The organism is Nonomuraea polychroma, assembly GCF_004011505.1.
Lineage (GTDB): Bacteria > Actinomycetota > Actinomycetes > Streptosporangiales > Streptosporangiaceae > Nonomuraea > Nonomuraea polychroma.
In genome coordinates this window covers 11020467-11035267 of record NZ_SAUN01000001.1, presented here as the reverse complement: position 1 = coordinate 11035267, position 14801 = coordinate 11020467, and the positions used below count along the sequence as shown (strand labels likewise).

Sequence of the window (14801 nt, the reverse complement as noted above, 5' to 3'; positions counted from 1 at the left end):
GGCCGACCGGAACCCCGGCCGGCCAAACGCTTCACGCGTCGGCCGACTCCTCAACGGTTCGCGGCGCGCGGCGACGGGCCACCACCAGCGCGGCGCCAAACGCGAGCAGGCCCGCCGCCAGCAGGGCAATGGGGATCGTGGTCTTCACCAGGGTGATCTGACTCTTGGCGTCCGTGGCCGTGGACACCAGGTCGGAGACGGTCTTCGGGGTGAAGGAGGCGGTGGCGACCAGGGCCTTGGCTCGCTCGACCCCGTCCTGGCTCTTGAGCGTCTCGTTCCTGCGCACCTCCTGCTTGACCGGCGCGCCGCTGGTGGGCTCGACCCAGTACGTGTCCACGCCCTCGTACCAGCGGTCGACCTGGACGTCATCGGTCCCGCTCATCCCCAGCAGCGAGGCGGGTACGGTCAACGTCGCGATCTTGGTCGGCGGCACCTTCAGCTGGAATTTGTAGACGGGCAGCCCGTTGACGGCGTCCTCACCAATGAACGTCGCGTCGAAGGCGCGCTTGGCCGTCTGGTTGAAGTATTTGTAGGTCTTCTTCTCCACGCCGAACGGGAACAGATAGATCTGCCCCTCCAGGTTTACGGGCTCCTTGTTGACGCTCACCCCGCAGCAGTTGACGCCCACGCCAGTGTGCCGGTCGAAGGCGCTGCGCCGCTCGGAGATGTTGATCTGCCGCTTGTTGTTGGTGACGTCGTCCACCACGGTGAACTCGTCCCAGACGACCCGCGATTCGGTGGCCTGCGAGACGTCGCCCCGCGTGGTGACCAACATCTTAAGGTCGGCGGTCAGCACCTTTCCGTCAGCGACGGAGAAGTATTGGGCCGATGGGGCCTCCAGCTCGACGGTGTTGAAGTGCGCCGCCGGTGCCGAGATGATCCTTTCGGCCATCCAAAATCTGGTCATCCCCGCCAGAACGACCAGAAACGCACCAACAGCGACGAGAACGAGTACAGGTGTGCGCTGCATTCAAGATCCTCCTGGCGTCGAGGGTGCGAGGACTGGTTACATACTCAGCACCCCGCCCCCCGAGCATCAAGCCGCGCGTGTGATGTACGTAACATGATCGTTACTGGAAAGTAGCATCCAGCGAGACGTCTTCACAGCCACATCCGAGTAACAAATCGGAACAGGTTCTACGAACGGCGGCGGCCGGAGCGGGGTATTACGGTGCGTCCCCGACCGGACGCCGCCTCAGCCGGCACCTGGCGGATCGCGCATTCGTGTTGACCGACACCACCATCGGCAAAGGTCTCGCCCCACCACCTGGCTGTCGCCCAGACCATGCTTCTACAAGCAGGCCCGGGCCAGCTCCCAAGCCGGCCCGGACAGTGGCCCTCTCGACGACGAGCCCCCTCCTGTCGAGTACCGCCGTTACCAGCTCGAAGTCCCCAACCAGAGACTGGCTGACCAGTCCAGGCGCGCCCGATAACACTGCCGGTTCGCCCCTTGCTCTCCGCTTGCGGCTCCTGGGCTTGACGGCAAGGGCCGCGTCTCCGCACTGATGTTCCTTTTCGTACTCAGCGATGAGTGCCTCCCAAACCGCGCGCGTGCTTATGGAGCCCTCTGCCGGTCTCTTCGTAGGGAGTTCGGCGGCATGCCCGAGGGCGTCCCCGTCTTCGAGATCGTGCCGGGGCCACGTAAGCATCGCAGAATGCTACGCGGTGACCGTGTAGAACTGGCCATTGCTGACCCGACCGCCGATGGAAGCGCCTAAGCCGCGGCTGGAAAAGCTGTGCTTGTGAACTTCTGGAACCCAGACACGCCCAACACGTGTGGGCTTGTGGTGCCTCGGCCACACCGCTAAGGAAGGCGATAGACGGCCGCGCACTCCCGCCTGGGCGCGGAGGCGCGGCCGGTTGCGACGTTGTGGGGCGGATTACTGCGGCATCTTGCCTCGGACCGAGTTGGATTGCGTCTTCTCCGGCTGCAGCCAGATATTGCTCGGAACCAGATACCACTCGAAGAGGTCACCCCGGTCCGCGGGGTAGTCATCGAGCGGGGCAATGAGGCGCGGCGGGCCAAAGGTCCAGTCCCACGGCCAATGCCGCCGGGCATTCTCGGTCACGTTGTATTCGTGAACCTTGTACCCGACGTCCAGTCCAACATGACTCCAGGTCAGATCCACCCATCCCCATGCACCGTCGCGGACGTGAGCGGCCAAGTCGGTCGGCGCGGCAATGTAGGGGCAGCCGACGTGGTTGTTCGCCTTGTCGGTATCGCTCTGGTAGCTCCAGGAATTGTAGTAACTCTTGTCCACCTGGAGAGCGTTCAGCCGCATGATGCTCGCCGCCGTCTGATTGGGGGGTATTCCGTCCGCAGCAAACTTGTCCGGGAATGGTGTGTACTTGGCTCCGCGCATCTCCCGGCGGTCGCTTCTGTATGCTGCGGTGTCGGGAACGACGCTCGCGGATATCGGGGCCACGGTGGTCGTCGCAGCGCTGGGATCGAAACTCGCCTTCGGGATATTGACGAAGCGGGCCCGGTAGATGGACGGCTCGTAGTCATTCTCCGCACGGCAACCCAGGGTGACTCCAGTGGAGTTGACATTGTAGGAGATCACCACAGCGCTGCTGTCCGATGACAGCCCTTCATGTAGGTGTAGATCGTAAACTATTTTGAAGTCGGGCGCCTGCTGTATCTTGTCGGGCAGAGTGTAGAGCTTGACCCGGGCCGTGGTGAAGCCGTACCGAGTAGTGGAGGGGTAGGCCACCACTTCGTGAGTCTTCGGGTCGAGCGACACGATCCAATGTCGGCCGTTGAGGGTCACGACGCTGTACATGGCGTCCGTATAGCGGGTGTTGAGCGGGACCGCCTTGGTCTGCCCGGTGGCTCCCCCGTCCGTGGACCACTTGCCGGCGCCAGCGTAAAAGCGCCAGGCGTTGAAGTCCGTAAGATTCGTTCGTGGAACTCTCGCCAGGAAGGGTTTCTTGTTGAAGTTCGCGTCGACCACGCCCCAGCCGTAGATGTAGGTGTAGCCGTCGGGATCGTCGACAACGGCGTCGCCCCATACAAGGGGGTTGTCGGACCCGTAGTAGGAGAAGGCCGGGAGATCCTGTGGGACCACGTTGACGGTATTGGAGGTCTCCAGGCGGCTGATCGGGATCGTGGCCATGCTGGTGTTCTTGAACGCCAGGCCTCCGCCCTTGAGGTAAAACCAGATGAGATTGTTGCCCACGACCTTACCGGTGGCGCTCCAGTAGTAGTCGCCGCCCGTGTCGGGACCTGTGGTGTTACCCCGCACGGGCGTCCATGCATAGCGCTGTTCGATGGGAAGGGAGGTATCCCTTTCTTTGCAGGTGTTTCCGCCAGTGACGGTATTTAAAGTGGCGCTCGCCGGATCTGGGCCATCTTGCACGACGATCGAGTTGCGCAGCATGCTTCGGTCGAAGGTAGGGCGGTACTGTGAGTCCCCGAGGTATGTGTCCGAGAAGAACCACGCACGTTTTCCGCTGGGCAGCACGACTGACTGAGTGCCGTCACCGCCGCTCCAGTTGCCGCACATGAGTTCGTACCCGGCGCGGTCGCCGTGCCGAGTCCACATGCTGTTGAGCGCGAGGTTGGGCCCTGCGGGGGGTGTGACGGTGCCATTGGTGAGTGAGGCCTGCCAGGTCACCGGATAAGGGATCGGGTCGCCATCGGCCTCCACCATAAAGTCTGTGCGGGCGACGATCAGCGTTGCCACCTCTCCGCCCTTGATTGAGACCATTAGGTCCTTGGCTTGATCGTCCCCGGTGGCGTCAACGCGCGCCCAGCGTAGCGGCTTTCTACCGATGAAGTCGTTCCACACAACCAGCAGGTAGCGGAACTCGGGGTGGGGAACCCCAGTTGAGGTATCGACGTGGATCTTCAGCTGTCCTTGCCCAGTTGCCGGTGGGAGGAAATCAAAGTAGGAGGAGCCTCCATGGGAGATCTGCTCGTTCTCGCTTGGCGGCTGCCAACTGACCGAGCCTCCCCAGGCCAAGCTTCGCTGGGCGGCACGAGCAGGACGTAGGCCTGGCAGGAGATTCGACCAGACGAGGCTGGCGTCCGGATCGGCGTATCCAGCGTTCGCTCCTAGGAAGTCGCCGAGCCCGTCTGAATCCGCTCCCAGTCGGTAGTTGGCGATTGCGAAGCCCAATAGGTCATTTGGCAGATTTCGCCCGCGTCCGGCCATGACCTGTGCGATCGCACTCAGAGGCAGTTTGTCCGGCATGGCCTTCCATGTGTCCAGCACGAACTGCTCGTCGGTAAGCTCGGTCAGGTACGCGGGAAGCAGGAAGGCCCCGTACTGCCGGGATCCGCCGAGGCCGTCGGTTGCGTCGATCGCCAGTTGCGGCTTACTGAGGAAAGTGCCCACGTTCCGGGCGTACGCATCCGCGCCAGGCGCGGTGGCGCCCGTCTTCACGTATACCTGGTGCACCGCCCATTCGGCGGTCGCCTCCATCCACCAGTTAATGGCATCGACCGCGTCGAGAAAGTGCAGTACGGACATGTAGTGGTACTGGAATGCATGGAAAAGCTCGTGACGCGGAAGATAGGTGTACCAAATGGAGCCGTTGCCGTCGGCCGGGTCCGGAGGGAGGAGTATGACCGGCCCGCCGTTGATCACGTCTCCCGTAGGGAACGTGATTCCGGGATTGTTGTTGGTGCTGACCCCGGCATAGATCGAGATGTCCGGCCCGGTCACCTCGAATCCCCAGTTGCGGTACTGCGTGGCGGCCGTCGTCGAGGATGCGATCATCTCGTCGACGGCATCCGGAATTTTGTTCCCGTCGGCGTCGACCGCCGGCACTCCGTCGAGTGGCTCCCAGCCGCACACGCTGCCGCTACAGACGCTACGCCCGCTCACGCCGTCGATGTTGTAGTAGAACTTGATCGGCGGCGTGGTGGCAATGGTGTGCAGACAGTCGAACCAGTAGGCCAGGAACTTGTACTGGACCGAGCCGCATTCCGGCCAGTTGACTGCGGCGCTTGTCGACCTTTCCGGCCGGCTGTGTTCCCGCGCGACGAGGACGTCCTTCAGCCAGGCGCGCGTCTGGGTGCTTGCCTGGGGCGCGAGTGAGAGGGCGTAAGCCATCGCCAGTCCAGTCGTCTCGCCGAGGTCGCCGTCCGACCGGAGATGTTTCGGAAGGCTTTCAGGCCTGGACAGGCGTTCCACCGACAATCGGATGTAGTTGTCGACGGAGATTTCTTTGCGCGCCCACGCGCGGGAGAGCTTGTCGGCTTCGCCGAAGTCCGGACGCTCACGCTTTGGCCGGTCAGGCGGGTCGGGCGTCTTCTGGGCGGCGACGGGGCCGGTGGCCGGCGGGCTGGCGTGAAGGATGGATGACTCGGAGTCTCCAGTCACAGCATGTGCCGGGTTGATCACATATAACGGGTTGATCGCACATAAAAGGACGGCTGCGGCGGCGGCCATCAGCCGGCCCCACCGAGGTGAGGGGTGCATAATCACGCCTTTCTTGTCGGCTTAGTATTCGGGAGCCTGGCGGAGCGTAGCTGCTGGGTGCTCTTAAGTAGAATCTTGACGCTATGGGCAATTTGTGCTATTTTTTCAAAATGGCTTCATGCTGGCAGGGTGGACATGATTACAGGAAAAGCGTGCCTTAACTTCCCAAGTGCGACCTTCGTTCTGGTCCTAAGCTTAGGTTTCGTCGTTGGCTGCCAGCCGCGTGCCGACCAGCAACTTTTCGTGAAGAACGAGACAGATAAGTCTGTGGTCGTGACGTGGAGAGAAGACGGCCGACCGAGAGCGACAATTCCGCCGTATACTCAGCAGAACCTGGGGGGTTACGGCAACTGGTGCGAGACGTCCGAGAAGACGGCGGTTTTTGATGCCACCATCGCTGATGGCAAAGTCCGCACCCTTACCACTCCGATCTGCCCTGGGACGGTGTGGCGGATTCTCCCCTGAGCTGACGCGAGCGGCACAGCGCGTACCGGCTGAAGTCTTCATTGATTGAGATTTCCCCGTCTTGACGGTGCGGACCGCTGCGGGCTCGCGGGAGCCTTGGCGAATGAGTGGCTCCTCGTCAGGATTCGATACCCCGAACGGGAGCGCCGCCGCCGTACCGCGCCGCGCCCACCACCGTCTCGATGCCTTGGCCCACCTGGCCGACTTCATCTGCACACAGGTTGCCTTATGTCATTGCGGGGGCGGCTTGTTACGCCGCGGCCTGCGTCGCCCGAACCGTCCAGGACGGCACGCTCGTTCCCATCGAGCACGTCGCTGACGAGCGACCTTACGCATGACAACATCTAGCCATGTCCCCGTTCCTCGCTTATCAGTAGCCTTCCGACTAGTAATGTCGCGACGGCGGCGATACGATTGCTGCTGCCTGTCGGTATGATGATCGCCTGCTCCATTTCGCTTGGCAAGAGCTCGAATAGGAAATTCCGGCTTTCTGACTGACAGGCGCCGCGATCATCGCTCGTGCTGGTAACAAAATTGCCATTCTTGCCGATGAGAACTGATCCGACCAGACCCAACTTTTGCTGGTCTGAATAAGAGTCACGCGGCGTCTTCCCAGGCCAGCAGGTCGGCCAGGATTTCCTCGGGTTTAGCTGGTCACGGTGACCTCTCCGACATTTCGCAGTGATGAAGGCGCGGCGCAGGGCGCCATGGGCGTCGGCGGTGGAGATGGTGGTCTTCGTGGCGTACCAGGGACGAGCATCGCGTGTGCGGCCAGGTCGCGGTCGTGCTGGCCGTGCAGGGCCTACCAGCAGATCGTCAATGTTGTGGGCGGTCAACCCGAAGGGGGGACGGTGCGCTGCACGGCGCGCGGTGTCGCGGGCCTGGCCGACGCCGAAGGCCTGCTTGATGGCTTCCAAAATCGCGGATTCTACGGACCAACGTGCGGCGTATCTTTTCGATCATGGCCGCGGGTGTGGCGCTCGGGCGATCAGGTAACTGCGCAACGCGTCCGTGCACCTGGAGGAGCAGTCTGTCTTGACGTCACCTGCTGATTACCTGTACCCAGGCATCGGAACACGTTCTATTCTGGGTGTCTTCTCACGGACGGGAGTCGCGGGCATGCGTGCCGATCTGGCCAGGTCCATCCGGCTGTTCCGCGCGTTCAGATCAGAGCAGACCACGCCGGACGCGTACTACACCACCCTCGCCGCCGACACCGCCGCCCAACTCCTGGACTACGTGTCCTTGGCCGACGCCACCGTACTCGACGTCGGCGGCGGCCCGGGATACTTCGCCGACGCCTTCAGGCGGGTCGGCGCCCGGTGCGTGTGCGTGGACGTGGACGCGGGAGAGCTGACCGGCCAGGGCGCACCGGGGGGCGGCGTGCTGGGCAGCGCCCTGGACCTGCCGCTCGCCGACGCGTCGGTCGACGTGTGCTTCTCGTCCAATGTGCTGGAACACGTTCCAGACCCGTGGCGGATGGCGGCCGAGATGGCCCGGGTCACCCGCAAGGGCGGGCTGATCTTCCTCGCGTACACGAACTGGCTCTCCCCGTGGGGAGGGCACGAGACCTCGCCCTGGCACTATCTGGGTGGCGAGCACGCCGCCCGCCGGTACGCGCGGGTGCACGGCAAACCGCCCAAGAATCGCTACAGGCGCTCGCTCTTTCCCGTCTCCGTCGCGCAGGGGCTGCGCTGGGCGGCGTCCGCGCAGGACGTCGAGCTGGTCGACGCCTTCCCGCGGTACCTGCCGTGGTGGTGCCGCCTGCTGGTCAAGGTCCCCGTCGTCAGGGAGTTCGTCACGTGGAACCTCGTCCTGGTGCTCAGGAAGATCCGGTGACAGCCGCCGGGGGAGCCCCGTCTCACGAAGGTCCGGCCACCGGGCGGGACGCCGCGCTCGATGGCATACGGGCCCTGGCCGCGCTCGGCGTCTGGGTCCTGCACGTGGGCGGCAATACCGGGATGATCTACCGGGAGGGCATGTTCCCCTGGATGACGGCCCGTCTCGGCATCGCCGTGCCGATCTTCTTCCTGCTGTCCGGGCTGCTGCTCTACCGGCCTTGGGCCCGTGCCGTGCTGGAGGACGCGCCGTCGCCGCAGGTTGGCCGCTACCTGTGGCGGCGGGCGATGCGAGTGCTGCCCGCCTACTGGCTGGTCACGGCGGTGGCGCTCTGGGCCTGGGGGACGCTCGACTGGACGGGCTGGCTCAGGTGGCTGCTCCTGCTGCAGAACTACTTCGAGCAGGAGCGGGCGCCCGACGGGCTCTACCAGATGTGGACAATGCCCATCGAGATGGCCTTCTACCTGGTCCTGCCGGTGCTGGCCTGGCTCCTGCATCGGTGGGCGCGCGGCGGCAACCGGCCCGTCAGGCTCCTCGGCGGCATCGCGGTGCTCCCGTTGATCTCACTGGCCGGCGTGGTCGTCTCGCACGTGCTCGATCAGCCACAGCTGGCACTGTGGCTGCCGAACCACCTGATCTTCTTCGCCTGCGGCATGGCGATGGCCGTGCTGTCGGTGTGGATCAAGCGGCGCGAGGTGGTGGACGCGCTGGCACCGCAGCTCCTGGTGCTGGCGCTGCTGCTGTTCGCGGTGCTGAGCACGGAGCTGGCCGGGCCGCGTACCCTCGCGCTGCCCACCCTGTCGCAGTCGGTCTGGCGGATGGTGCTGGAGACGGCGGTGGCGGTACTGGTGGTGGCCCCGTTCGCACTGGGCTCCCGGCACGACACGCTGCCGCACCGGGTGCTGGGCAACCCGGTGACCGCCTATCTGGGGCGCATCTCGTACAGCTTCTTCCTGTGGCACGCGCCGGTGATCACGCTCTTCTACAAGATCACCGGCGAGCGGGTGTTCAGCGGCGACTTCGTGGGCGTGGCGGTGCCCACGTTCGTCGGCTCGCTGCTGGTGAGCGCAGTGAGCTACCACCTCGTCGAGGAGAACGCGCTCCGGCTCAGCCGCCGGTGGCGGTCAGCACCTCCTGCTCGGCCGGAACCTCAGGCTCCTGCGCCGGCGGCTCCGGCGCCGTGACGAGCTGGCCGAACAGCGACCCCATCGCCGCGCACGACAGGAGCTGCGGCACCTGATCGAGCAGCGGATCGACGTCCACGCCCCGGTTACGCAGGAACACCCCGGCGGCCAGCGCCACCGTCGCCGCGCCGAAGAGGCCAGCCGGCGCCCAGTGCGTGTGCCGACGGCGCACCCGCACCCAAAGGGTGACCACGACCGCGGCGAGCATCACGAGCATGCCCGGCCAGCTCGCCACCCAGCCGCCGAAAGCCAGCCCTAGCACCACGACATACGGCACGCGCCAGCGCGAGAGCCGCGAGTCCGCCGCGGGGGCGGTCTCCTTGATGTGCTCGGGGCGGGGGCCTTGCAGCACCAGGGAGAGAAGCACGAGCAGCGCGATCCCGGCCAGGCCGAGCCCGAGCGCGAGCCGGTAGAGCTGGTCGGGCTCGTACGTCAGCCGTATCGTCCCCGCCGTGCCCGCAGGCAGCTGCCAGCCCTGCTTCCAGCCGTCGATCCGAATGGAACGCAGCTCTTGGCCGTCCAGCTCGGCCCGCCAACCGGCGTTGAAGTTCTCGTTGACCACGAGGAAGGAATCCTCGGGCGCAGTCACTCGTACCGACCGCTCGACGGAGGACCAGGCGCCGCGGGCGGCGGAGCTTTCCTCGGCCGCCCGCCGGGACGGCAGCGCGCCAACCGCGAGGTTCTCCACGGCGAACGGCTCCCAGCCGGCCACCCGGACCCGGTTGTCCCCCACCCGCAGCGTGACCTGCGCGCACGCGGTGATCTGCACGGGCCGCCGCTCCAGCAGGTCGGCGTAGGCGCCGGTGACCTTGGTCTTCACGGCCTCGCCGTTCACCTGGAGCGTGGGGCCCAGCCCGCAGCTCAGCCGGAGCTCCGGCCCGGCCGGTCGGCTCGCCGGGCTGACGCCGGGGATCACCAGCTCGGTGACCTGGAGCCGGCGCGAGGCGGGGTGGAAGCGCAACTTCAGCCCGTTCGTGGTGAGGGGCTTGAACCGCAGCGTCCCGCCGGCGTCCACTCGGCCGCTGCGGACCTCACCCTTGGCGCCGGTCACGATCACGTCGAGCGCCTGCCGATCGCCACCGGGGCGGGCGACCTGGATCTGCGAGACGGTCCGCTTGCCCTTCCAACCCAGTGTGAGCGTCGGCTCGGCGTCCTCCGGCGAAGGCACCCACGTGGTGGAGCTGTCGGCGTCGAACGCCGACCTCGGCGCGATCACCGCTTCCTTGCTCATCGCCGACGACCCGGTCACCGTGGTCAGGTCGTCGCTCAGCCGGGTGAACCGGTCGACGAGCGCGACGTCCCGGAGCACCGCCGAGCCCCGCAGGGTGGTCTTCCGCCCCGACTCCGAAGTGAACGTCCGGTCGAACCCGGCACCCTCCTCCCCTGACCTGACTAGCAGCGGATTGCACACCCAGCGGGCCCAGTTGCGCATGCAGCGCGGCCGCTCGTCCAGCCCGCGGTCCATGACGAAGACGTCACCGCCCTGGCCCGGCAGCCTGATGGTGCGGCCGGGCAGGATCCCGGGGATCGCGACCTCGGTGATGCCGACCCGCTGCACGAAGCTCCACCGCGCGTCGTACGTGCCGAGCACCCTGATCCGCACCCAGCTCGTCGGCCCGGCGGGCACGTCGAGCGACTGAGCGTCGTTGCTCCTGGCGACGTCCTGCACCAGCCGGCCGCCCTCGGTCTCCACGGCCACCTGCCGGACCGACTGGCCGATCAGCAGGTTGTTGGTGAAGGTCACCTGCAGTCGGGGGATCTCCTGGGATCGGCGGAGGTCGATCCTGAGCCATTCGTTCTGCGGCCGCTTCCAGCCACCGCTCTCCCAGCCAGTCTCCAGGTCGCCGTCCAGCGCAGCCCAGGGGCCGCGGCCGGGGGTGCTGAGACCGGGCACGGCGTCCGCCTCGGCGACCGAGGAGGAGGCCGTGACGTCCGCGATGCCGTCGTACTCGGCGGTGGCCGTCTCCTCCAGCCAGCCGTCCTCCAGCAGGTCGAGCTCTTTGACGCCGGTGAAGTCGTCGCGCCGGTCCGCGGTCAGGGTGGGCGACCAGTTGGACCTGATCTCGCCGAACTGCCGCTCGCGCAGCCGCAGCCCGTCGCCGACCACAGTGGGCAGGTCGAGCTTGGCCGCGTCGCCGTTGACCAACGCCGGGCCCTCGCCGAGCAGGCCGAGGTCGCCCATCGTCAGCAACGAGTCCGGGCCGCCGCGCACCTCCAGCGCCGCCGCGGCGGGCTGGACGCTGACCAGGCCGGTGCTGTTCGACACCGCGTACAGCTCCAGCGCCGGAAAGGGCCAGTCCACCGAGTCGACGGCGTCGTCGGTGCTGGTGTCGCCCACCTCGCCGCCGAACGAGGCGACCTTGGTGATGCCGGGCGACTCGCGCAGCGCCTCGTAGACCCGTGACGGCCACGCTCCCTGCAGGTTGGCCCGCATCAGGTCGTTCCTGACGAGCAGGTAGTGCACGCCCATCCTGCGTAGCACCTCAGTCAGCCCGGCCGAGCCGTGGCCCGATGTGAGCCGCTGGTCGATGGCGTCGAGCAGCCTGGTCATGCCGACGGAGCCGGCCGCCGTGACCTGCCGGGCGGTCCAGCGGGCGGTGGACAGCGGCTGCAGTGGGTCGTCCATCGGCCGGCCCCACAGGTACTCGCCGAACTTGGCGCCGGGCACGACGAGCACCCCGTCGTCGCCGGCGTTCTGGTTGAGCCACGCCGCGGCCTGCCGCCAGTAGAGCGGCACCTCCTTGAACTCGCCGGGTGGGGCCAGTCCCTGGTTGAAGACCGGCAGCACCAGTGCGGCGAACGACGCCACGGCCACCGACCGGATCGGCAGCCGCGCCCCGGCCAGCAAGTGGGCCAGGCCGAACGCCAGCGCCAGCCGGACGAGGGGATCGAACTTGCGCAGGTTGCGCAGCGGCGCGAGCGGCCCGTCGAGCAGCCAGCGCACGGGCTCGGCGACGACCGGCTCCAGCGCGCTCATGTGTCCGGCGACCAGTGCCGCCGTGCCGATCAGAAACAGGATGATGACGAAGCCCTTGGCGGGCAGGTCGCGCCGGGCCAGTCCGGCCAGGCCGAGCGCGGCGAGCAGGCCGGTGACCACGACCATGGCGGCCGACGTGGAGATCTCGTACCCGGGTGGCTGCGTGGTGACGCCGTTGACGGTCAGGTAGCGCACCCAGTCGGAGGCGCCGCGCAGCACATTCGTCAGCGAGGTGACCTGCGTAGTGGTGGAGGCGGTCTCGGTGTACGGCAGGAAGGAGAACGCGTAGCGGCCCACCAGGAGCAGCGGCAGCCACCAGAACAGCGTGGCCACCGACACGGTGCCGGTCCACCAGGCGAGCAGCCGCCAGCGCGGCACGGGGCGCGGCCGGGTGACGATGTAGACGGTGGGGGCGACCAGCACGGCCAGCACCGCCACCGCGTTCACGCCGCCGCACAGCGCCACGGCCAGCCCGGACCTGATCGCGCCCCGGCCACGCTGCCCCGTCTCCGCCGCGGTGAGCAGCGGGATCAGGATCCACGGCAGCATCGCCGCGGGCAGCCACTCGATCGAGATCTCACCGAGGATCGACAGTGTGCGCGGCGCCAGCGCGTACGCCAGCGCACCGGCGATCCTGGTTCCGGGACCGCCGATGCCGAGTTGCCTGGCCAGCCGCTCCACGCCGAGGAAGGCCAGGCAGAGCAGCGCCGTCAGCCAGAGCCGCTGGGTCACCCAGGCTTCCAGCCCGGCCAGCTCTCCGAGCGCGAAGAACGGCCCCATCGGGAACACGTAACCGGCCGCCTGGTTCTGGAGCTGCCCGAAGTGCTGCAGGTCCCACAGGTGGCCGACGCGCTCCAGCCACCCGATCGGGTCGAGCGCGAGGTCGAGCTTAGTGTCGGGGATGATGCTGCCGGGTTTGGTGGTGAACGACAGCACGGCGAAGCCGAGGCAGCAGATCGCCAGCCACAGCCGATGCCCCGCCCGCTCGGTCACAGTTCCTCCCACTGCAGGACGGCCAGGGCGGTAGGAGGCCGACGGATGAGGGCGGAAAGCCGCGCTGTGCTGCGGTCCCAGGAGAACCGAGCTGCCCATTCCCGACATTTCACGCTATAGGTGTCTGCGGCCACCGTGAGCTCGTCGATGGCCGCGGCTATGCCCTTGGCGAGGTCCCCGCCCTCGGGCACCAGCCAACCGGTCTCGCCGGGCCGCACCGCGTCGCGCAGCCCGTCCACGTCGTACGCCACCGTCGGGACCCCCAGCGCGGCCGCCTCCAGCACGCACAGCCCCCACCCCTCGCCCTGAGAGGTGTTGACCTGCAGCCATGCGGCGGAGACCAGCCGCTCCTTGTCCTCCTCCGACAGGTAGCCGTGGAGAACGACGCCATCGGTCGCCGCGGTGCGCAGCCGCGCCTCCTCCGGCCCCCTGCCGACGACGTCCACTACCAGGTCCGGCCAGCGCTTCCTGAGCTCGGGCACGGCCTCCAGGAGCAGCTCCACCCGCTTGTGCGCGACGAGCCTGCCGACGCACACGAGCCGTGGCCGCGGGCTCCGCGCGGCCCTCTCGCGCGGCGCCCGCAGCCGGTCGGACACCCCATTCGGGACGAGATGGATGGGCCCGCGCCAGCCAAGCCGCTCCCGCATGGCGTGCACGGTCGACGGCGACACGGCCACGCTCTCGCGCCCGCGGTACGCCCACCGCGACACCGGCCCCTCCAGGAACCGGCCGAGCGCGGCCAGCCACCACGGCAGGTGCACGGCAAACTGCCGGTCGTGCACGTGGTGCACCACGCACAACACCCTGGTACCCCGCCCCGCCACCAGCGGCGTGAAGAACGGGATGCCGTTCTGGCAGTCGAAGACCACGTCGAACTGGCCGCGCCGGCATAACATCCAGAGCAGCACCAGGGGGTATACGGTGAACGGCCCGCCCATGCGGACCAGCCGCACCCCTTCGACGATCTCCTCGCGGGCCTGCCCGGGCGAGCGGGCCGTGACGAACCACACCCGGTCGCCGCCGACCGCGAAGCGCCTGGCCAGCTCCCAGGCGTAGACTTCGGCGCCCCCTGCGGCGGGATGCCATGGGTCGCGCCAATTGACGATGGCGATGTTCACGGATATCCGACGGAGTCCAATGGTTGCTTCACTTTGAGCGCCCCGCGCGACTCCGCGCGCAGCCGCGCCCAGATCCGCCAGAGCTCCAGCAGGATGCCCAGACTGTGCCGGGCCGGAGAGAAACGCGAGCCGGGCATATCATGCCACGTCACCGGGATCTCCAGCACCGAGACGCCGCCCGCGACGCAGCGCGCGAGCAGCTCGACGTCGAAGGCGAAGCCGTCGGTCTGCAGCCGGGCGGCTATCTCGCGGGCGAGCAACCCGTCGAAGAACTTGAACCCGCACTGGGTGTCGCTCACCCCGGGCACGAGCACTCTGGCCAGCGCGCGGAATCCGAACGCCCCCAGCTCTCGGATAGGACTGTGCCGGTTCTCCACCTCGGCCAGGGGATGCGCGCGCGAGCCGATGACGATGCGCTCGCCGGAGAGCAGCAGCCCAAAGGCGCGCTCGACGGCCCGCAAGTCGGTGGCCATGTCTGCGTCACAGAACCCGACGAAGGGCGCGGTGGTCTCCAGCAGTCCGGCGCGAACCGCTGCTCCCTTGCCGGGCGTGGTGCACTCGGCGAGCCGTACCGGGACCGACTCTTGCGGCCAGCTCCTGACGATCTCCGCGGTGCGATCGGTGCTGGCGTTGTCCACGACGATGACAGCGGTGGGGAACGGAAGGCGGGCAAGCTTCGCGCACAGCTGCAGGAGCCCCCCAGGAAGTCGCCGTTCCTCGTTGTGCGCGGGAACGACGATCTCAAGCAGTGTCGGTCGGCTCGTCCTCTCGTCCCCTCGACGGGAGGGCGGCATGG

At 67.2% G+C, this 14801-nt stretch carries 8 protein-coding genes; 2 read left to right on the top strand and 6 right to left on the bottom strand.

Annotated features, from left to right (window positions below):
* Nucleotides 1-31: 31 nt before the first annotated feature.
* From pgfA to EDD27_RS51480, 3 genes are all read right to left on the bottom strand, one after another.
* Nucleotides 32-970, bottom strand: coding sequence for a cell envelope lipid trafficking protein PgfA (gene pgfA / locus EDD27_RS51490; protein WP_127939985.1), 939 nt, complete (start codon nt 968-970; stop codon nt 32-34).
* Between the two features lie 910 nt (nt 971-1880).
* Nucleotides 1881-5399, bottom strand: coding sequence for a hypothetical protein (locus EDD27_RS51485; protein WP_127939984.1), 3519 nt, complete (start codon nt 5397-5399; stop codon nt 1881-1883).
* Nucleotides 5400-6238: 839 nt separating this feature from the next.
* The gene (locus tag EDD27_RS51480) at nt 6239-6811 is read right to left on the bottom strand and encodes a hypothetical protein (protein ID WP_127939983.1); all 573 of its coding nucleotides are present in this window, start codon (nt 6809-6811) and stop codon (nt 6239-6241) included.
* Between the two features lie 202 nt (nt 6812-7013).
* Here EDD27_RS51480 and EDD27_RS51475 point away from each other — a divergent pair, with 202 nt between their 5' ends.
* Nucleotides 7014-7733 (top strand): class I SAM-dependent methyltransferase, encoded by a 720-nt coding sequence (locus tag EDD27_RS51475; RefSeq protein WP_127939982.1) that lies wholly within the window; start codon nt 7014-7016, stop codon nt 7731-7733.
* Nucleotides 7730-8917 carry an acyltransferase family protein gene (locus tag EDD27_RS51470; protein WP_164904157.1) on the top strand — a complete coding sequence of 396 codons (1188 nt, stop codon included), beginning with the start codon at nt 7730-7732 and terminating at the stop codon, nt 8915-8917. Before EDD27_RS51475 ends, EDD27_RS51470 begins: the two co-directional genes overlap by 4 nt.
* On the opposite strand, the gene EDD27_RS51465 is transcribed toward EDD27_RS51470, so the two are convergent.
* The 3 genes from EDD27_RS51465 to EDD27_RS51455 are packed head-to-tail and all read right to left on the bottom strand — an operon-like array spanning nt 8841 to nt 14799.
* Nucleotides 8841-12887, bottom strand: a complete 4047-nt coding sequence (locus EDD27_RS51465; RefSeq protein ID WP_164904156.1) for an alpha-(1->3)-arabinofuranosyltransferase domain-containing protein — start codon at nt 12885-12887, stop codon at nt 8841-8843. The two genes, EDD27_RS51470 and EDD27_RS51465, sit on opposite strands and share 77 nt — an antisense overlap.
* Complete coding sequence (locus EDD27_RS51460) at nt 12884-14005, bottom strand: glycosyltransferase family 4 protein (protein WP_127939979.1); 1122 nt, start codon at nt 14003-14005, stop codon at nt 12884-12886. The genes EDD27_RS51465 and EDD27_RS51460 overlap by 4 nt, the downstream gene beginning before the upstream one ends.
* Complete coding sequence (locus EDD27_RS51455) at nt 14002-14799, bottom strand: glycosyltransferase (protein ID WP_127939978.1); 798 nt, start codon at nt 14797-14799, stop codon at nt 14002-14004. Before EDD27_RS51455 ends, EDD27_RS51460 begins: the two co-directional genes overlap by 4 nt.
* Between the last annotated feature and the right edge of the window lie 2 nt (nt 14800-14801).